This window comes from Mycobacterium cajalii (assembly GCF_045809005.2).
GTDB lineage: Bacteria > Actinomycetota > Actinomycetes > Mycobacteriales > Mycobacteriaceae > Mycobacterium.
In genome coordinates this window covers 2,431,280-2,451,066 of sequence record NZ_CM141436.1, presented here as the reverse complement: position 1 = coordinate 2,451,066, position 19,787 = coordinate 2,431,280, and the positions used below count along the sequence as shown (strand labels likewise).

15 protein-coding genes and 2 pseudogenes are annotated in these 19,787 nt (G+C 69.7%); 5 read left to right on the top strand and 12 right to left on the bottom strand.

Annotated elements, in window-relative coordinates:
- Positions 1 to 4 precede the first annotated feature (4 nt).
- Positions 5 to 1,036 carry a type I glyceraldehyde-3-phosphate dehydrogenase gene (gap, locus tag ACJ512_RS11790; RefSeq protein ID WP_407686317.1) on the bottom strand — a complete coding sequence of 344 codons (1,032 nt, stop codon included), beginning with the start codon at positions 1,034 to 1,036 and terminating at the stop codon, positions 5 to 7.
- Positions 1,037 to 1,696: 660 nt separating this feature from the next.
- Here gap and ACJ512_RS11785 point away from each other — a divergent pair.
- On the top strand, positions 1,697 to 2,269 hold the full coding sequence (locus tag ACJ512_RS11785; RefSeq protein ID WP_461480060.1) for a hypothetical protein: 573 nt from the start codon (positions 1,697 to 1,699) through the stop codon (positions 2,267 to 2,269).
- A 35-nt stretch (positions 2,270 to 2,304) separates the two neighbouring features.
- Here ACJ512_RS11785 and ACJ512_RS11780 read toward each other — a convergent pair.
- The 6 genes and pseudogenes from ACJ512_RS11780 to ACJ512_RS11755 all read right to left on the bottom strand — a co-directional run.
- Positions 2,305 to 2,607, bottom strand: a pseudogene (locus tag ACJ512_RS11780) (zinc ribbon domain-containing protein); the annotation flags it as partial.
- Positions 2,596 to 3,067: pseudogene (locus tag ACJ512_RS11775) on the bottom strand (IS607 family transposase); the annotation flags it as partial. The pseudogenes ACJ512_RS11775 and ACJ512_RS11780, both read right to left, overlap by 12 nt.
- A gap of 158 nt (positions 3,068 to 3,225) precedes the next feature.
- On the bottom strand, positions 3,226 to 4,050 hold the full coding sequence (locus ACJ512_RS11770) for a L,D-transpeptidase (protein ID WP_407688706.1): 825 nt from the start codon (positions 4,048 to 4,050) through the stop codon (positions 3,226 to 3,228).
- A 127-nt stretch (positions 4,051 to 4,177) separates the two neighbouring features.
- Positions 4,178 to 5,599: a phytoene desaturase family protein gene (locus tag ACJ512_RS11765; RefSeq protein WP_407688705.1), complete on the bottom strand. Its 1,422-nt coding sequence runs from the start codon at positions 5,597 to 5,599 to the stop codon at positions 4,178 to 4,180.
- A gap of 6 nt (positions 5,600 to 5,605) precedes the next feature.
- Entirely contained in the window at positions 5,606 to 7,363 is a 1,758-nt protein-coding gene (locus ACJ512_RS11760) for a DUF3556 domain-containing protein (protein WP_407688704.1), read from the bottom strand.
- Positions 7,364 to 7,376: 13 nt separating this feature from the next.
- Positions 7,377 to 7,721 (bottom strand): hypothetical protein, encoded by a 345-nt coding sequence (locus ACJ512_RS11755; RefSeq protein WP_407688703.1) that lies wholly within the window; start codon positions 7,719 to 7,721, stop codon positions 7,377 to 7,379.
- 306 nt (positions 7,722 to 8,027) lie between these two features.
- Here ACJ512_RS11755 and ACJ512_RS11750 point away from each other — a divergent pair, with 306 nt between their 5' ends.
- The 4 genes from ACJ512_RS11750 to ACJ512_RS11735 all read left to right on the top strand — a co-directional run bounded on the left by ACJ512_RS11750 (position 8,028) and on the right by ACJ512_RS11735 (position 13,151).
- On the top strand, positions 8,028 to 8,768 hold the full coding sequence (locus ACJ512_RS11750; protein WP_407688708.1) for a lysophospholipid acyltransferase family protein: 741 nt from the start codon (positions 8,028 to 8,030) through the stop codon (positions 8,766 to 8,768).
- Positions 8,769 to 8,849: 81 nt separating this feature from the next.
- Complete coding sequence (fadD12, locus tag ACJ512_RS11745; RefSeq protein ID WP_461480117.1) at positions 8,850 to 10,403, top strand: acyl-CoA ligase FadD12; 1,554 nt, start codon at positions 8,850 to 8,852, stop codon at positions 10,401 to 10,403.
- Entirely contained in the window at positions 10,400 to 11,668 is a 1,269-nt protein-coding gene (locus tag ACJ512_RS11740) for an alpha/beta hydrolase (protein WP_407688702.1), read from the top strand. The genes fadD12 and ACJ512_RS11740 overlap by 4 nt, the downstream gene beginning before the upstream one ends.
- 118 nt (positions 11,669 to 11,786) lie before the next feature.
- Complete coding sequence (locus tag ACJ512_RS11735; RefSeq protein WP_407688701.1) at positions 11,787 to 13,151, top strand: HNH endonuclease signature motif containing protein; 1,365 nt, start codon at positions 11,787 to 11,789, stop codon at positions 13,149 to 13,151.
- A gap of 36 nt (positions 13,152 to 13,187) precedes the next feature.
- Here the strand turns inward: ACJ512_RS11735 and ACJ512_RS11730 are convergent, their stop codons facing one another.
- From ACJ512_RS11730 to uvrC, 5 genes are all read right to left on the bottom strand, one after another.
- Positions 13,188 to 14,585, bottom strand: coding sequence for a WS/DGAT/MGAT family O-acyltransferase (locus ACJ512_RS11730; RefSeq protein WP_407688700.1), 1,398 nt, complete (start codon positions 14,583 to 14,585; stop codon positions 13,188 to 13,190).
- Between the two features lie 76 nt (positions 14,586 to 14,661).
- The gene (gene whiA, locus ACJ512_RS11725) at positions 14,662 to 15,639 is read right to left on the bottom strand and encodes a DNA-binding protein WhiA (protein ID WP_407688699.1); all 978 of its coding nucleotides are present in this window, start codon (positions 15,637 to 15,639) and stop codon (positions 14,662 to 14,664) included.
- Positions 15,636 to 16,724 (bottom strand): YvcK family protein, encoded by a 1,089-nt coding sequence (locus ACJ512_RS11720; protein ID WP_407688698.1) that lies wholly within the window; start codon positions 16,722 to 16,724, stop codon positions 15,636 to 15,638. Before ACJ512_RS11720 ends, whiA begins: the two co-directional genes overlap by 4 nt.
- Entirely contained in the window at positions 16,721 to 17,644 is a 924-nt protein-coding gene (rapZ, locus tag ACJ512_RS11715; protein WP_407688697.1) for an RNase adapter RapZ, read from the bottom strand. Before rapZ ends, ACJ512_RS11720 begins: the two co-directional genes overlap by 4 nt.
- On the bottom strand, positions 17,641 to 19,584 hold the full coding sequence (gene uvrC, locus ACJ512_RS11710; protein ID WP_407688696.1) for an excinuclease ABC subunit UvrC: 1,944 nt from the start codon (positions 19,582 to 19,584) through the stop codon (positions 17,641 to 17,643). The genes rapZ and uvrC overlap by 4 nt, the downstream gene beginning before the upstream one ends.
- Positions 19,585 to 19,787: the final 203 nt, after the last annotated feature.

Sequence of the window (19,787 nt, the reverse complement as noted above, 5' to 3'; positions counted from 1 at the left end):
GGGTTTACAGCGACTTGCCGACCAGGGCGACCAGGTCGATGAGGCGGTTGGAGTAGCCCCACTCGTTGTCGTACCACGACACCACCTTGGCCTGGTTGTCGATCACCTTGGTCAGGCCGGAGTCGAAGATCGAGCTGTGCGGGTCGGTGACGATGTCGCTGGACACGATCGGCGCGTCGCAGTACTTCAGGATGCCCTTGAGCCTGCCCTCGGCGGCGGCCTTGAACGCGGCGTTGATCTCCTCGGCGCCGGCCGCCTTGGCCAGCTCGACGGTCAGGTCGGTGACCGAGCCGGTGGGGATGGGCACCCGCAGCGCGTACCCGTCGAGCTTGCCCTTCAACTCCGGCATCACCAGCCCGATCGCCTTGGCCGCCCCGGTGGAGGTGGGCACGATGTTCAGCGCGGCGGCGCGGGCCCGGCGCAGGTCCTTGTGCGGCCCGTCCTGCAGGTTCTGGTCCTGGGTGTAGGCGTGGATGGTGGTCATCAGGCCCCGCACGATGCCGAACTCGTCCTGGAGCACCTTGGTCACCGGCGCAAGGCAGTTCGTGGTGCACGAGGCGTTGGAGATGATGTTCTGGCTGCCGTCGTACTTGTCGTCGTTGACGCCGAGCACGATCGTGATGTCGGGGTCGGTGGCGGGCGCGGAGATGATGACCTTCTTCGCGCCGGCGTCCAGGTGCTCCTTCGCCTTGGCCGCATTGGTGAACAGACCGGTGGATTCGACGACGACGTCGACGCCGAGATCGCTCCACGGCAGCGCGGCCGGGCCCTCCCGGACCTCGAGCGCCTTGATCTTGCGGTCGCCCACGACGATGGTGTCCTCGCCCTCCAGGCCGACCTCGTAGGGCAGCCGGCCCAGGATCGAGTCGAACTTGAGCAGGTGCGCCAGCGTGTGGTTGTCGGTGATGTCGTTGACGGCGACCACTTCCATGTCCGCCCCTGAACTGGCTGGGCCCTGCGCCTGCTGCGCCAGCAAAGCCCGGTAGAAGTTGCGCCCGATTCGACCGAAGCCGTTGATGCCTACTCGGACCGTCACTTTTCTCTCCCTGTCTTCTGTGTCCGCTGATGAGCGCTGTGCCCCGCTGAAGTGCGCTTTGCCGCCAGCCTAGATCAGCGACGCGCGCCGCCGTCCCACCGGTGGAAGCGGCGGAGCCTTCGCCGCGCCCGGCCGCCCGGCGGGCGCGGCGTCCCGCGCTTCCGAAAAGGCCCACGGGGGATGCTTTCCCAAATCATTCCGGCCGACGTGACGACACCGCCCATTACCACATTCCAAAATATCCGGGGTAACCGAATAATCACTCCTCCGCATCGATTTTATAGCCCCCGAAATCGTCGGCCGGAAAATAATGAATATCCGGCCCCGCATTTGGGCGTGCCCGGCCGGGAGCCCGTGCCGCCGGAGAAGTCCGGACACCCGTACTTCAGGGTCTACCAGCGGAAACGCGTCAGATAAGGTCGGCGCCGCCGGAAGGCGGCACCCGCGCGCCCCCCCTTTTCCGACGAATTCGCGCCACTTTCGCCCGACAGGAATCGGCTACGTCACCATTTGGAAACAGCGCGGTGCGGCGCGGTGCATGTCGCGCCTCCGCTGCTAATAATCGTGGCGGTCGGCTAGACACCTCTGCGGTACGGCTAATGCGGTTCTGCTGCACCACTTGATTGCGAAATACTGAGCGCTCATAAAGGAGTCGACTTGATGACGGTCTTTGATCGGTTCAACGTCAAGATAGTTGCCGGCGTGGGGTTGTGCGGGGCTGCGATGGCGTTGAGCCCCGAAGCGGCGGCCGCCCCGCTGAAAACCGGCGGCTATGCGTGCGTCCAGGATCAGGCGGGCGACGCCGCGGCCCCGGCAGCGGCCGGCGCACCCGCGGCCGCTGCCGGGGCCGGCGCGGCGGCAGCGGCCGGTGCGCCGGCATGCGCTCCGCTCACCGACATGGCCGGTGTTCCGGTGATCGCGCCGGGGCCGGTGGTTCCGGTCGGCGCCCCGCTGATCGCGCTCGGGCCGCCGATACCGGCGGGCGCCCCGCTGCCGCTGGGTGCCCCGCTGCCGCTGGGTGCCCCGCTGCCGGTGGGTGCCCCGCTGCCGGTGGTCCCGGCCGGCGCACCGCTGATCGCGCTCGGCCCGGCGTTGGCCGGGGCTCCCGTGGGTGGGGTCGCGGCCGCTCCCATCATCGACATGGCCGGGGCCAAGGACGCGCCGACCGGTTCGGTGCCGACCGGCGGCCCGGTTGCCGGTCAGCCGGCCCTGCCCGGCCCTTCGGGAGGCTGAGGCCGATCCCGTTGCAAGTGAGTGATCTTTAGTGTTCACGCGACTTGCACCCCGTCTCGGGGTTGTTCGGCAACCTTGCGGCTGCGTCCCTTCCGCGCTTCACAGCCACCAGCCGGGCCAGGCCCGGTCTTAAGGTCGGCTCCACGCTTGACGGCGGCCCCGACTGGGCCGACGACGCTATCTGGTTTCTCGTAGCGTGCGAGGTTCACCGCAGCGCAATCGTCACGCTGGTGAGTAGCTGAACACGAGTCGGATTGCCAGTGTTCAGCCCAACCGATGTCTTGAACATGCCCACACTGGCAGGTTTTCGACGACGGAAACCAGCGGTCGGCGACCAAGTCGTCGTCGACCTCGGCCGAATCCACCACTACCAAGCTCCCGGCCTTGGGTGGCGAGTGCGGCTTCGACGTACTCCGAGCCAAAGCCGCAGAACCGATCCCGATGCCCCACCCCGATCCGGCCCACAGACTGGTCGTGCAGCAAGGCAAGGAACTTGCGGCGGTGCCTGTTCAAAGCGGAACCGATCTCGGTCACCACCTTCTCGACCGGGATCTTTTCGTCAGTGGCCCACGTGGTCACCCGCGCCACCTGCCGATCCAGGTCAGCCTTCCGGTCTGCCGACCAGACCCGCGCATACACCGCCACCCGCCGACGTTGGACCGGCTCGGCTGCTGCATCGCTCACCAGGATCAGCCGACCCACTCGTTGCGCCGGAACAGGCAAGCGCCCTGAGCGAAACCAGCGATACGCGGTCACCCGCGCAACACCGTTGCGCTCAGCCCACGCCGCAAGATCCATGCTCCTGTTCCTACAGCGCACCACCGACAACCAACGACCACTCGACCCGCAACAGCTGGCAACCCCTCCGAACGAAACGGACCCGCTGGTTGCGACCAGCGGGTCCGTTGTTCTGTGGCTTGTTGTTCCTGAGTGGCCCGCGATTCCTGAGTGGCCTGCTATTCCTGCACGATGACGGGGTCGCCGACGTGCACGGTGTTGTAGTACCACTCCGCGTCGGCCGGGCTCAGGCTGATGCAGCCGTGGCTGACGTTGTCCAGCCCGAGCGAGTTGATGGCCCACGGCGCCGAGTGCACGAAGAGGCCGCGGCTGGTGATACGGACGGCGTAGTCGACCGGGATGCGGTAACCGTCGGGATCGTCGACGGGGATGCCGACGCTGCTCGAGTCCATGATCACCGTGCGTTCCTTGGACAGGACGGTGTAGGAGCCGGTGGGCGTCGCAAACTCCGGCCTGCCCATCGAGGCCGGCAGCACGCCCTCCTGCCCCCAGTGGGGCCGGTGGTGCGGCGCCGGCAGCGGAGGCGGCGGATCGGCCTCGGCTCCATCGATGCTCACGGTGAACGTGTGGTCCGAGATGCTGGCGACGCCGACGACGGCGGGACCGGTCCGGAAGTCCACGGCAAGGCCGCGCGGGCCGCCCACCGACAGCGCCACCGTGCTGTGCGCCGGCCAGTACCGGCTCGGAACCCACTGCACGACGTTGTTGTCGAGCCATTCGAACCTGCCGGTCCGCGCGGGCGAGGAGGTGACGTCCACGGCGCGCTCGGCCGCGTGCCGCGCGGCCGAGCCGGTGACGGGCGCGCGGAAGGTCACCACGACCGGGTGCGCGATCCCCACCACCTCGCCGCGGGTCGGCAGCACCGACGCGACGGCGAACCGGTCGGGCTGGGCGGCCGCCGCCAGGCCGACGCCGGACGGCCCCGCAACCACGCTCGCAACAACCCCGATGACCGTGAGAACACCCCGAACAGCCGTCCGCATGGCTCCAATTCCCTTGTAACTGACATCGTTGCAATAGTGATCGTAGGGGTGCCGTGGCGAGTGGAACCGCAAGGGCGCATGAGCGATTCGGTCAAGCCTGGGTCACGTTTCGGCTACGGCGGACGGCTCAGCGCCGGGTGCGCACCCAGCGCAGCGCCGCGTCGGCGGCGTGGTACCCGCACAGCCCGTGAACGCCGGCGCCCGGCGGCGTGGACTGCGAACACAGGAACACCCCCGGTACGCCGGTCGCATACGGGTTGACGGCGATCCGCGGGCGGAAGAGGACCTGCAGCCCGTCGTTGGCGCCGCCGATGATGTCCCCGCCGACGAAGTTGGGGTTGTAGGCCTGCAGGTCGGCGGTGCCCTTGCTGACGGTGGCGACGACGCGGTCGCGAAAGCCCGGGGCGAACCGCTCGATCTGGTCGACGACCGCGGCCGTGGCGTCGCCGTCGTAGCCGAAGGGCACGTGCGCGTAGGCCCACACCGGGTTGAGGTTGCCCGCGCTGCGCGACGGGTCCGCCAGGTACTGCTGCCCCACGAGCACGAACGGGCGGCGCACCATCCTGCCTTGTGCGCGTTGGCGTTCGGTGTCGGCGACCTCGGCGAACGAGCCGCCCAGGTGGACGGTGCCGGCGCGCCCGCAATCGGGGTTCGTCCACGGGATGTCGCCCTCGATGACGAAGTCGACCTTGAACGCCGACGCGCCCTCGCGGTAGCGCCGGTAGGCGCGCCCGATCCGGGCGGGCATGAGGTCGCCGTAGAGGTCGAAGGCCAGCGCGGGGCTGAGATCGAGCATGACGATGTCGGCGTCGGGGATGTCGCGGCGGGCGGTGACGGTCACCCCGGTGGCCACGGCGCCGCCGTGCTCGGCCAGCGCGGCGGCCAGGGCGCGGGTGATCGCACCGGATCCGCCTTCGGCCACGGGCCAGCCGTAGCGGTGCCCGCTGGCCAGGATCATCAGCCCGAGCGACGCGGTCAGCGGCCGGTCGAGTCTGGTGTAGACGTGCGCGGCGGTGCCGCCGAACAGCGCACGCGCCTGTTCGGTGCGAAACCAGCGGGCCATCGTGGTGGCCGGCAGCAGCGCGCGCGGCCCGAAGCCGGCCAGCCGCAGCGGGTGTCGCGGGACGTTGAGCACCGGGCGGAGCAGATCCTCGGCCAGCGCGTCGAACCCCGCCGCGAGGTCCCCGACGGCACGCCGCCATCGCGTCGCGTCGGGCCCCATGCCCTCCGTGGTCGCCTCGATCGACCGGTACAGCACGCCGGCCGTGCCGTCGTCGAGCGGGTGGGCGCAGTCGACCTCGGGCCACTTCCACACCAGCCCGTGGCGCTGCAGGTCGATCTCGTGCCAGAACGGGGACCCGACGCCGAGGGGGTGGAACGCCGAGCAGTGGTCGTGGACGACCCCGGGCACCGCCAGCTCCCCCGAGCGCGCTCCCCCGCCGACGCTGTCCCGGGCCTCGAGCACCTGCACGTCGACACCGTGGCGGGCCAGCTGGATCGCGGCGGCCAGGCCGTTGGGGCCGGCGCCGACGACGACCGCCCTAGACATCGACGGTCATCGCGGGGTGCGCTGCGCGGTGACGTGCACCGGATAGTCGTCACCGGGCTCCGGCCACGGCTGGCGGGTCAGCATGTCCGCGACGTCGACGTAGCCCTCTTCGATCAGGCCGGCCTTGGCGTCGACGATGCGATATGCCTGCCGCTGGGTATGGATCGGCTGGCTTTCCAGGATGATCACCCGCACGTCGCCGTCGTCGAACCGGCAGCGCCGCTGCACGGCGGCGAGCAACTGCTCGTTGTGCAGGTGGCCCTCCCCGAAGTTCCAGCCGATCAGCGGCCCGGCCATGATCTCCCCGTCCCGCAGGCGATAGTCCGCCTCGTCGGCCCCGGACAGGGCGCGGGGCACCAGGCCGTTGAGCGTTCGCCCGTGGGTGTGCATCGACCGCCATGCCATCAGCTTGTCGATCATCAGTTCGGAGGTTTCCGGACCGTAAAGGCGGGCAAGCTGATTCGGGGGCAGGGCCGACGCCTTGGTGATGCTCGCCTCGATCTTGTCCTCGGCGCCCTTGCGCAGGCACCAGGTGCTGGTGGCCCAGTTTCCGGCGTAGTAGCGCATCGCGGGCAGGAACGAGATCTGTTTGGGGAAAAGGTTTCCCACGATCGGCACCACCGCCAGCGCCGCGATCAGGATGGCCAGCAGCAGCGGCGAGCTCAGGCCCAACGCCGTGACCCCGGCGTAGTGCCCGAACAGGTAGAACAGCGAGAAGATGAAGAACACGTTCCATTCCAACGGGACTCCCATCGGAATGGTCGAGGTGATGTTGAGGTGGAACAGCACCATGAACCCGATGAGAAACCAGGCCCACCGGTGGCCGTCGGCGAAGAAGACCAGAACCGTGGGCACCAGGAATTCGGCGGTGGTGCCGCCGACGTGGGCCATGACCTTCGGGACCCACGACGGGCGCAGGTCGTCGACGGGGTCGAGGTAGAGCCTGCGCTTGAACCAGTTGAACGCCTTGCTGCGCAGCAGCGGGCTGTTGCTCATCATGACCGCCACCACGTAGGGGAAGTGGTGGTTGAGTTTGGAGGTCGCCGCCCCCCACCACAGCGCCAGCATGATGATCTTGAAGGCGGCGATCTGGTCGGTGAAGCCGAAGAAGAACACCAGCAGCGTCAGCCCGTAGTGCTCGCCCCGCGCGGCCAGGAAGATCGTCTTGTCGCGCAGGCCGAGCAGCGCCAGCGCGACGATGGCCGGCACCACCCGCACGGGATCGATCAGGCCGACATCACCGGCGGCGGTGACCGGCCCGCCGGTCCCCGGCGAGAGCAGGGCCCACACCCCGGACCCGAGCACGATGACGTAGAGCGCCACGTCGACGACGGTGCGGTTGTCGCCGGCGGTCAACGGCACCTTGCCCGGCCAGGGCGGAAGCCGAATTGTATTGGGCCGCAACCAATATAGAAAGCCGCCGAACGGCGGCCAGAAGCGCGCGGTCAGCGGCCCCGACCCGCAGCCCAGGCCGAGGATCTCGAACAGCAGCGTGAAGACGACCACCTTCTGGTACACGATCGGCTGGGTCCACCAGTCGGCGATGCGCCCGAGCCCGCCCAGTCCCGGGGTCAGGGAGATCACCGCGGCGGCGCCGGCGACATAGAGCGCGACCTTGACGATGTAGAACAGGTACACCGCATGCGGGGAGCCGAAGCCGTGCTCGACCCAATGCCGGGCCATGATCTGGCGCCGCTCGGCCCGCGGCAGGCCGGGCCAGGTCGCGGGGTCGACGTCGGGAAACTCCGGTGTCATGAATCCCATCGGCCGACTACGCCTACCGGACCGCGAACCGCGCCTGCGCACCGCCGGGGACGCCGCCCGGATCCTGACGTGGGAAGCGCCGCTGCAGGTTCTGGGTCAGATCTTCGAGAGTCCGCCGGTCCTGCTCTTCGGCGTGGGCCATCCGCCGCAAGCCGTAGGCGCGTTCGGCGTCGCCGCCGCTCTCCGCGGCAACGACCGCCTTGCGGTATTGCTCGACCCGGTGATCGATGAGGAGCCGGCGCTGCATCAGCAGCCCCAGAAAGTACTCGGCCTGACGGTAGTCGGCCGCGGCGGCGGCGGCGGCGGATTCTTCGGGCGTCATCCCGGTGGCGCCGACCCGTTCGGGCGTGTCAGCCAAGCCGGCGAGGTCCATTCTGTCCCTCTCAACTGGGGGTTTACCGTCGGGCGTGCGTAACAATAGCGCGCCGGATACGACCGGCACCATACGTGTGGACGACAAAGTACCGCCGCCGCTACGCCCGCCCCGGCGGAATCCGCCGGAAAATGCGGAGAAAACTGCCTGACACCGGCCCGTTACGATCGAGGAAATCACCGTGGCCGCAACGCGGCCAGGCCCCGAGGGAACCTCAGGAGCGACGTGACCGACGACAGCCCGGATACCGGCGACATCGACAAGTGGGATCCCGAGCTGACGCAGCGCGTCATGGGCGTCATGCGCCCGGTGCTCAAGACGTACTTCCGCTGCCAGGTGCACGGCCTGGATTCGTTCCCGCCCGGCGGGGCGCTGGTGGTCGGCAACCATTCCGGCGGCATGTTCCCGATGGACGTCCCGATCTTCAGCGCCGACTTCTACGCGAAGTTCGGTTACGACCGGCCCGTCTACACGCTGAGCCACGACATCCTCATGACGGGGCCCACCGGGCAGTTCTTGCGGCGCACCGGCTACATCCGGGCCAGCCGGGAGAACGCGGCCCGCGCCCTGCGCTCCGGCGGTGTCGTGATCGTGTTTCCCGGCGGCGACTACGACGCCTACCGGCCCACCTTGTCGGAGAACGTCATCGACTTCAACGGCCGCAAGGGCTACGTGCGCACGGCGCTCGAGGCCGGGGTACCCATCGTGCCCGCGGTGTCGATCGGCGGGCAGGAGACCCAGCTCTACCTGTCCCGCGGCACCTGGCTGGCCGAGCGGCTCGGGGTGAAGCGCCTGCTGCGCAGCGCCATCCTGCCGCTGTCGTTCGGCTTCCCGTTCGGCCTGAGCGCCGTGATCCCGCCCAACGTGCCGCTGCCCACCAAGATCGTGACGCGGGCGCTGGAGCCGATCGACATCGCGGCGCGCTTCGGCGAGGACCCCGACGTCGACGAGGTCGACCAGCACGTGCGCTCGGTCATGCAGCAGGGTCTCGACGAGCTCGCCGCCAAGCGCCGTTTCCCGATCCTGGGCTGAGCCGTGGCTTCTCTCATCGGTCGCATCGACCAGACCCTCGGCCTCATCGCCACCCTGCGCCGCGCCGGACTGCTCGCGCCGATGCGGCCCGACCGCTACCTGAAGATCGCCGCCGCCATGAGCCGCGAAGGGATGGGCATGACCGTGGGCTTCGCCAGCGCGGCGCAGCGCTGCCCGGACCGCCCCGGCCTGATCGACGAACTCGGCACGCTCACCTGGCGGCAGCTCGACGAGCGGATCAACGCGTTCGCCGCGGCGCTGCAGGGCCTGCCCTCCGGCCAGCCTAAGGTCGTCGGGGTCATGTGCCGCAACCACCGCGGCTTCGTCGAGGCGGTGGTGGCCGCCAACCGGATCGGCTCCGACGTCGTGCTGCTCAACACGTCGTTCGCCGGGCCGGCGCTGGCCGAGGTGGTCAACCGTGAGGGCGTCGACGCGGTCGTCTACGACGAGGAGTTCACCGACACGGTGGACCGCGCGCTGGCCGACCAGCCGGACGCCGCGCGAGTCCTGGCCCGGACCGACTCCCCGCACGAGCTCACCGTCGAGAAGCTCATCGCCGAGCACGCCGGGCAACAGCCCCGGCGCACCGGCGGCAAGGGCCGGATGATCCTGCTCACCTCCGGCACCACCGGAACACCCAAGGGGGCCAAGCAGACCGGCGGCAACGCCGGCGTGGGCACGCTCAAGGCGATCCTGGACCGCACGCCGTGGCGCGCCGAGGAGACCGTGGTGATCGTGGCGCCGATGTTCCACGCCTGGGGCTTCTCGCAGCTGATCTTCGCCGCGTCGATGGCCTGCACGGTGGTCACCCGGCGCAAGTTCGACCCGGAGGCCACCCTCGAGCTCGTCGACCGTCACCGGGCGACGGGCCTGGCGGTGGTGCCGGTGATGTTCGACCGCATCATGGAGCTGCCCGACGAGGTGCGAAACCGCTACAGCGGCAGGTCGTTACGGTTCGCGGCGGCATCCGGGTCCCGGATGCGGCCCGACGTCGTCATCGCGTTCATGGACCAGTTCGGCGACGTCATCTACAACAACTACAACGCCACCGAGGCCGGCATGATCGCCACCGCCACCCCGCAGGACCTGCGCGCCGCGCCCGACACCGCCGGTCGGCCGGCCGGCGGAACCGAGATCCGGATCCTGGACTCCGAATTCAACGAGCTGCCCACCGGCGAGGTGGGCACCATCTACGTCCGCAACGACACCCAGTTCGAGGGCTACACCTCGGGCACCACGAAAGACTTCCACGCCGGGTTCATGTCGTCGGGCGACGTCGGATACCTCGACGCCGCCGGACGGCTGTTCGTCGTGGGCCGCGACGACGAGATGATCGTCTCCGGCGGCGAGAACGTCTACCCCATCGAGGTGGAGAAGACCCTGGCCGCACACCCCGGCGTGGCCGAGGCCGCGGTGATCGGCGTCGACGACAAGGAGTACGGCCAGCGGCTGGCGGCATTCGTGGTGCTGAACCCCGGCGAGTCGACAACCCCCGAGGACCTCAAGCAACACGTCCGCGAGAGCCTGGCCAACTACAAGGTGCCCCGCGAGATCGCGATCGTCGAGGAACTCCCCCGCGGCAGCACCGGCAAGATCCTGCGCAACGAACTGCAAGCCCGAACCACCGGCTCATGAGGTTCGCGCGGCTGCGCAAGCCCCGGCCGCTGCTGCGCGCGACCCTGGAATTCATCAACGCAGCCAACGGATTGCATCCCATCAGCCGCAATCCCTACGCCTCGGTGCCGGTGTTCTGGTTTGGCTGGCCCACCTCCGAGGTGCCCGCCCTGTACGCAGGCGCCTCCATGCTGGACGCCGTGCGCCGCGGCCGGCACGGCGACTTCGCCGGGCGCAAGGGAAAGTTGGCGCTGGCCCTGACGGCCGCGTCCTGGCCGATGCTGGCGATGATCCGCTATCGCGCTGTGACCACCCCGGGCCCGGTGCTGGAAGCCGGGCTGACCGAACAACTCGGATCCGACTACGCCGACAAACTGGCCGCGCTGCCCACCGAGCCGACCCGCAGGGGGCGGCGCAACCTGCCGCTGCGCACCACCGTGGCCCGGCGGCGCTTCGTCGACAAGCAGAACATCGTGTCCTACGGCCCGCACGGGCGCGCGAACCTGGCCGACATCTGGCGGCGCAGCGACCTGCCGCGCGATGGCAAGGCGCCGGTCCTGCTGCAGGTACCCGGCGGCGCGTGGATGATCGGGTGGCGCCGCCCGCAGGCGTATCCGCTGATGAGCCACCTGGTTTCGCGCGGCTGGGTGTGCGTCTCGATGAACTACCGCGTTTCCCCGTGGCACACCTGGCCCGACCACATCGTCGACGTCAAGCGGGCGCTGGCCTGGGTCAAGGAGAACATCGCCCGCTACGGCGGCGACCCCGATTTCGTCGCGATCAGCGGCGGGTCCGCCGGCGGCCATCTGTGCGCGCTGGCCGCGCTGACCCCCAACGATCCCAAATTCCAGCCGGGCTTCGAGGATGCCGACACGTCGGTGGTGGCAGCCGTCCCGTATTACGGGCGCTACGACTGGTATTCCACCGATGCGGACGGGCGCGCCGAGTTCGTCGAGGTGCTCGAAAGGCTGGTGGTCAAACGCAAACTCGACACGCACCGACACATCTATCTGGATGCCTCGCCGATCCGATACGTGGGGCCGGAGGCGCCGCCGTTCTTCGTCCTGCACGGCAGTGACGACTCGCTCATCCCGGTGGGCGAGGCGCGGGAGTTCGTCGAAGAACTGCGGGCGGTGTCGAAGTCGCCGGTCGCCTACGCCGAATTACCCAACGCCCAGCACGCTTTCGACATCTTCGGCTCCCCGCGGGCGCACCGCTCCGCCGAGGCGGTGGCGCGGTTCCTGTCCTGGGTGTACGCGACGAAAGCCCCGATCGCGAGCGACTAGTGTCCCCCGTCTGCCGTCGGGCCCCTGCCGTCGGGACTCTGTAATCCCTTGTGCCACCTCAGCTCCAACGGCCACAACACAGCGATTTCTGTCGGTGGGCGTTTCTAGAGTTTGAGGTATGGGTGCGAATAGTCGTGGGGAGATCGTCGAAGTCTTCGACGCGCTCGATGACGGCGTGGACCGCCTGTGCGAGGTGTCCTTTGACGTGTTGACCACCCCGGAGCGGTTGCGCGCCCTGGAGCGCCTGGAACGCGTGGCCCGCCGGCTGCGTGCACCCGAGCACGCGTTGATCAACCAGCTCGACGCCCAAGCCAGTCCCGAAGAGTTGGGCGGCTCGCTGCGCTCGGGGCTGGCCGACCGGTTGCGCATCACCACGGCGGAGGCCGGCCGGCGGATCGAGGAAGCCCAGGACCTCGGGGAGCGCCGGGCGCTGAGCGGTGAACCGTTGGCGCCGCGGCTGAGCGAGACCGCGGCGGGCCAGCGCGAAGGGCTGATCGGTGACGGGCATGTCAAGGTGATCCGTGGCTTCTTCTCCCAGCTGCCCGCCGAGATCGACGTGTCCACCCGGCGCGCGGCCGAAGCTGACCTCGCCGGAAAGGCCGCCGGGTATCGCCCTGACCAACTGGCGAAATACGCCCAGCGGATCATGGATTGGCTGGACCCCGACGGGGAATTCAGCGACGTCGGGCGGGCCCGCAAGCGCGGAATCACGCTGGGCAAGCAGGAATTCGACGGCATGTCACGCCTCAGCGGCCTGGTGACCCCGGAGTTGCGCGCGGCCCTCGAGGCCGCGCTGGCCAAGCTGGCCGCCCCCGGGGTGTGCAACCCCGACGACGAGAACCCGGTGGTCGATGCGCCACCCGAGGAAGCCGCGGTGCGCCGCGACACCCGGTCGGCAGCGCAGCGCAACCATGACGCACTCCTGGCCGGGCTGCGCGGGCTGCTTGCCTCCGGCGAACTGGGCCGGCACAACGGCTTGCCCGTCTCGATCGTGGTGACCACCACGTTGACGGACTTGGAGTCCGCCGCCGGCAAGGCCCTGACCGCCGGCGGCACCCTGGTGCCCATGTCGGACGTCATCCGCTGGGCCGGACACGCCCACCATTACCTGGCGATTTTCGCCAAGGGCAGGTCGCTGGCGCTGTATCACACCAAGCGATTGGCCTCACCGGCGCAGCGAATCATGCTGTACGCCAAGGATCGTGGGTGTACCATGCCGGGTTGCGACGCACCCGCCTACCACAGCCAAGTCCACCACGTCACAGGCTGGCAAGCCGCCCGCCGCACCGACATCGACGACCTCACCCTGGCCTGCGGTCCCCACAACCGGCTCGCGGAGAACGGCTGGACCACCCGGACCAACGCCCGGGGCGAGACCGAATGGCTACCACCACCACACCTCGACCACGGGCAGCCGCGGACCAACAGCTACCACCACCCCGAGAGGCTGATTCGCGACGATGACGACGCCGAACCCGTTTGACTCGACGAGCCACGACTGGCGCGCCGGCTGGGATCGCTAGCCGCTCATTCCCGGGGCGGCCGCCTTCTCCAGCTCGGTGAGCGCCGACTCGATGCGGTCGGCCATGTCATCGATGTCGTTGGCCACCTCCGGCGTGGTCACGAAACCGAAATCCAGGTAGTCCTCGTAGGAGAAACAGGTGATGTTCAGGGCGACATCCATCACCGGCGGGCCCAGCGGCACCAGCGAATCCAGCTTGGCGCCGGCCATGTACAGCGGGCAGGGCGGCCCCGGCACGTTGGACACGACCAGGTTGATGGGGGCCAGGTTTCGCGACAGCCCGCTGACGGTGTAGGCCCGCGCGGCCAGGTGCAGCAGCCCGGGCGGCGTGGTCTCGGTCAGCCCCATGATCTGATGCGCCGAGAGCGCCTTGGCCATCAGCTTGGCGCTCTGCGTGCTTTCGTGGATGATTCGCAGCCGCTCGGCGGGGTCCTCGACGTCGGTGGCCAGCGACGCCGTCATCGAGCTGATCTTGTTGCCGACGTCGTCCTTGCTGTCGTCGGTGCGCGTCGACACCGGGATCTGCGCGATCAGCGGCTTGGCCGGCAGCTCGCCACGCTTTTGCAGATACTCCCGGGCGGCACCGGCCACCAGCGCCAGCACGACGTCGTTGAGCTTGACGCCGAAGGCGTCCTTGACGGCCTTGGCCCGGGACAGCTCCACGCGGCACCCGGTGATCCGCCGGTGCGGCGACACCGTCGCGTTGAACCGGGTTTTGGGTGCCTCGAAGAAGCGCGGCGGCCGGCTGCGGACCCCGAGCGCGGCGATCTGCTGACGCAGCGTCTGCTCCACCAGCCGGGCGATGCGGAAGGGCGTCATGACACCGACGTTGATCAGGGCGCCCACCGCACGCCGTTCGAAGCCCGGCAGCTGGAAACCCACCAGCGATCCGACCGTCTCCTGCTGCGGCGGCCGGGGTTCGGGCGTCACGTCCAGCAGGATCTCGCCCAGCCCGGCGCCGGACACCCCGTCGACGATGGCGTGGTGCATCTTGGTCAGCGAGGCGATCCGGCCGCCCTCGACGCCCTCGATCACCCACAGCTCCCACAGCGGCCGCGCGCGGTCCAGCTTGTAGGACATCAGCCTGCCCACCAGCTCCTCGAGTTCGCGGCGCCCGCCCGGCGCGGGGACGCCGATGCGACGGACGTGGAAGTCGATGTCGAGGTCCTCGTCCTCGACGAACCAGGGCCGGTCCAGGCCCAGCGGCGCACCGGTGACGCGCCAGCGCAGCTGCGGCAGCTCGGGCAGGCGCTCGATGATCAGCTGACGCAGCCGCGCAAAGCTGTACTCCGGCGCGCCGCCGGGATCGCAGATCGCCAGCGCGCCCACGTGCATGTGCCAGCCCGCGGTCTCGGCAGACCAGAACGCCGCGTCCACACTCGAAAGCCGCTTCATTCTTCCGACCGTAGCCCTCGGCGCCGAAAACTAAACAGCTATTTTCGACAATTCGTGCGGGGCCGGCCCTCGCACATCAGGCGTCTTCCAAGAGGTCCGGCGTCACCGCCGACTCCGTGTCCGGGATGCCGTCGACCTTGGCCTTGCGGTCGGCCATCGACAGCAGACGCCGGATACGGCCCGCCACAGCGTCTTTCGTCATCGGAGGGTCGGCCAGCCGGCCGAGCTCCTCCAGCGAGGCCTGCCGGTGCTCCACCCGCAGCTTGCCGGCCGAGGCCAGATGGTCGGGCACGGTGTCGCCCAGGATCTCCAGCGCGCGCTCCACCCGGGCGGCCGCGGCGACCGCCGCGCGCGCCGAGCGGCGCAGGTTGGCGTCGTCGAAGTTGGCCAGCCGGTTGGCCGTCGCGCGGACCTCGCGCCGCATCCGGCGCTCCTCCCACACCAGCCGGGTGTCCTGGGCGCCCATCCGGGTCAGCAGCGCGCCGATCGCCTCGCCGTCGCGCACCACCACCCGGTCGGCGCCGCGCACCTCGCGCGCCTTCGCGCTGACCCCGAGCCGGCGCGCCGCACCCACCAGCGCCAGCGCGGCCTCCGGTCCGGGGCAGCTGACCTCCAGCGCCGACGAGCGTCCCGGCTCGGTCAGCGAACCGTGCGCCAGGAACGCCCCGCGCCACGCCGCTTCGGCGTCGGCGACGCTGCCGCCGACCACCTGGGCCGGCAGCCCGCGCACCGGCCGCCCCCGGTTGTCGAGCAGGCCGGTCTGGCGCGCCAGCGCCTCGCCGTCGTTGGCCACCCGCAGCACGTAGCGGGTGGTCTTGCGAATCCCGCTGGCCGACAACACATGCACGACGGCGTTGTACCCGTACAGGTCGAAGATGTCCTTGCGCAGGCGCCGCGCGATGTTGCCCAGGTCCACCTCGGCCTCGACGATCACCCGGCCGCCCACGATGTGCAGCCCACCGGCAAACCTCAGCAGGGACGTGACCTCGGCGCGTCGGGCGCTGACCGACTGCACGACCAGGCGGCTCAACTCGTCCTTGACTTCGGTCGTCATCGCCACGCGTCGTCACCCCTCGGTCCGTTGCCAGCCGGTCCATCCGCCCCGGTCTGCGGGCGTTCACCGTCGATCGGAATCTCTTCGGTGGCTGTCGCGCTGTGCGCCGACGAGTCCTTGTTGCCCACTCGCACGCCGTCCAGGGCGGCCGCAAGCTTGCCCGGGTCATGTAAAGGTGTACCAGGTCTGGACACGTCGGCGAAGTGCACCTGGGCTTGCAGCACTGTCGCCGTGCGGCGCAGCTGGTCGCGTTCCCGCTCACTGGGTACCCGATCGGCGTCGATGATGACGTCGTGGACGGTGAAATCGGGCGCGTGCTGGGCCAGCACGTGCAGGTGGCGCTCCACCGAGAAGCCGGCCGTCTCCCCCGGCTCGGCCACCAGGTTGAGCACCAGCGCGCGGCGGGCGCTGGTGGAGCGCAGCGCCGCGGCCAGCTCCGGCACCAGCACATGGGGGATCACGCTGGTGAACCACGACCCGGGCCCCAGCACCACCAGGTCGGCGGCCATGATCGCATCGACGGCCTGCCGGGTCGCCGGCGGATTGCCGGGCAGCAGCCGGACCCGCCGCACCTTGCCCGGCGTCGTCGCGATCGCCACCTGCCCGCGGATCAGCCGGAACATGCGCGGGTCGGCCTCCAGGCCGGACACGTCGGCCTCGATCTGCAGCGCGATCGGGCACATCGGCAGCACCCTGCCCTTGACGCCGAGGATGCGGCCGAGCTCGTCGAGGGCCGCGACCGGGTCGCCCAGCACCTCGGACAGGCCGGCGAGCATCAGGTTGCCGATGGGGTGCCCGGCCAGGGCGCCGCTGCCGCCGAAGCGATGCTGCAGGATGGTCGCCCACAGCCGGCCGTGCGGGCTGTCAGATGCCAACGCCGCCAACGCCATCCGCAGGTCACCCGGCGGCACGATGTCCAGTTCGTTGCGCAGCCGGCCCGACGAGCCGCCGTCGTCGGCGACGGTGACCACCGCGGTGACGTGCGGGCTCAGCCGGCGGGCCGCGGACAGCGTCGCATACAAACCGTGTCCGCCGCCCAGCGCGACGATGCTCTGACTGCCCGGCGGGCTTCCTGCCGGGCTCATTCGCGACCCAGGTCCCGGTGCAGCACCCGGACCGACAGTTGGGCGTTACCCCGCAGCAGCTGCATCAGCGCCTCGGCGATCGCGACGCTGCGATGCTTGCCGCCGGTGCAGCCGATCGCGACCGTCATGTAGCGCTTGCCCTCCCGGCGGTAGCCGTCGACGACCAGGTTCAGCAGCTGATGGTAGGCCTCGAGGAACTCAACCGCGCCGGGCTGGGCCAACACGTAGTCGCGCACCGCCGGGTGTTGGCCGGTGTGGGGACGCAACTCGTCGACCCAGTGCGGGTTGGGCAGGAACCGCACGTCCATCACCATGTCGGCGTCCATGGGCAGGCCGTACTTGAAGCCGAACGACTCGACGGTGACGCTGATGGACGCGGTGGTGACGCCGCCGAACGCCCGCTCGATGCTTTCCCGCAAACCGCGCACCGACAGCGTCGAGGTGTCGATGATCAGGTCGGCGCCGGCGCGCACCGGGGCCAGCATCTTGCGTTCGGCGGCGATGCCCTCGGCCAGGGTCTGCTCGCCCTGCAGCGGGTGGCTGCGGCGGTTCTGCTCGTAGCGGCGCACCAGGGTGGCGTCGGACGCCTCCAGGAAGACCACCCGCGGGGCGATGTTGCGGGTGGCCAGCTCGGTGCGCACCGAATCCAGGTCCCCGGTGAACCCGCGCGACCGGACGTCCATCACGACCGCCAGCTGGGTGATCCGCGACCCGGCGGCAAGCCCGAAATCGACCATCCGGGTGATCAGCTGCGGCGGCAGGTTGTCGGCCACGTACCAGCCGAGGTCCTCGAGCACCTTGGCCGCGGTGCCCCGCCCGGCCCCGGACAACCCGGTCACCAGGACGACGTCGATGGCGTCGGCGGATCCTTCGCTGTGGGGCCCCGGGGGGCTCTGGGCCAGCTCACCCTGCCCGCTCATCCCGACTCCTCCGGTTGCGCCGGCCGCAGCGCCGCGAGAACGGCGGTGGCGGTGGCCACGCCGATACCCGGGACGGCGGTGATCTGGTCGACGGTGGCCTCCTTGAGGCGGGCGATGGATCCGAAATGCGTTACCAGCGCCTTACGGCGGTGCTCCCCCAATCCTGGCACCGAATCCAGCACCGATGCGGTCATTCGCTTGGATCGCTTGCTGCGATGGTAAGCGATGGCGAACCGGTGCGCCTCGTCGCGGACCCGCTGCAGCAGGTAGAGGCCCTCGCTGTTGCGCGGCAGGATGATCGGGTCCGGCTCGGAGGGCACCCACACCTCTTCCAGGCGCTTGGCCAGGCCGATCACCGCCACGTCGGTGACACCCAGCTCCTCGAGCACGGCGCTGGCCGCATTGACCTGCGGCGCGCCGCCGTCGACGACGTACAGATTGGGCGGGTAGGCGAATCGGCGCGATTTGCCTTCCGGCGAAAGCATATTCGGGTCCTGCTGGTCGTTCAGGTGGCGCAGGAACCGGCGGCGGGTCACCTCGGCGATGGAGGCGACGTCGTCGGAGCGGACCTGCCCGGCCGCTTCCCGGACCGCGAAGTGGCGGTAGTCCGACTTGCGTGGCAGCCCGTCCTCGAACACCACCAACGAGGCCACCACGTCGGTGCCCTGCACGTGGCTGACGTCGACGCACTCGATGCGCAGCGGCGCGTCCGCCAGGCCCAGGGCATCCTGGATGTTCTGCAGCGCAGCGGATCTGGCGTTGAAGTCGCCGGCCCGTTTCAGCTTGTGTTGCTCCAGTGCTTCTTTGGCGTTGCGCTGCACCGTTTCGGCCAGCGCCTTCTTGTCGCCGCGGCGCGGCACCCGCAGGTTGACCCGGGAGCCGCGCAGCCCGGACAGCCAGCTGGACAGCTCGTCGGCGTTGGACGGCAGGCACGGCACCAGCACCTCGCGCGGCACCGGGTTGACGGCCTCGTCGGCGGCGCCACCCAGTTCGGCCTGCTCGCCGTAGAACTGCGTCAGGAACTGCTCCACCAGCTGCTCCTCGCCGGAATCGTTTGGATCGCCCGACTTTTCGACGATCCAGCCGCGCTGGCCCCGCACCCGTCCGCCGCGGACGTGGAACACCTGCACCGCGGCTTCCAGCTCGTCGTCGGCGAAAGCGATGACGTCGGCGTCGGTGCCGTCGCCGAAGACCACCGCCTGCTTCTCCATGGCCCGCCTCAGCGCGGCCAGGTCGTCCCGCAGCCGGGCGGCCCGCTCGAAGTCGAGCCGCTCGGCCGCAACGTTCATCTGCTGCTCCAGCTCGCGGGCGAACCGGTCGGTCTTCCCGGACAGGAAGTCGCAGAAATCGTCCACGATGCGGCGATGCTCTTCGGCACTGACCCTGCCGATACAGGGCGCCGAGCACTTGTCGATGTAGCCGAGCAGGCACGGCCGGTCAATCTGCTTGTGCCGCTTGAACACCCCGCCCGAGCAGGTGCGTGCCGGGAAGACCCGGGTGAGCAGATCCAGCGTCTCCCGGATGGCCCAGGCATGCGAGTACGGCCCGAAGTAGCGCACCCCTTTGCGCCGCGGGCCGCGATACACCATCAGTCGGGGAAACTCCTCGCCCAGGGTGACCGCCAGCACCGGGTAGGACTTGTCGTCCCGGTAGCGCACGTTGAAGCGCGGATCGAACTCCTTGATCCAGTTGTATTCGAGCTGCAGCGCCTCGACTTCGGTGGTGACCACCGTCCACTCGACCTTGGCCGCGGTGGTCACCATCTGACGGGTGCGCGGATGCAGGCCGGCGACGTCGGCGAAGTACGACGTCAGCCGGCTCCGCAGGCTCTTGGCCTTGCCGACGTAGATGACTCGCCCGTGCGGGTCCCGGAACCGGTAGACACCCGGCTCGACCGGGATGGACCCCGGTGCGGGGCGATACGTGGCGGGATCGGGCACGTGTCCAGGCTAGTAGCCGTCGGGACTGCTTCCGGCACGGCAGGGCCCCGTCGGCATCAGGGGCGGGCGCCGGCAACCGTCAATCGAAGTGCGGTCGGGCGGGCCACTCGGATCGACGAACCGGGTGAGGACCGCGTCAGCGTCGCTGGCCCACGCGACATCCCGGAACACCTGATCCGCCCACCCGGACGTCTCGACCGACC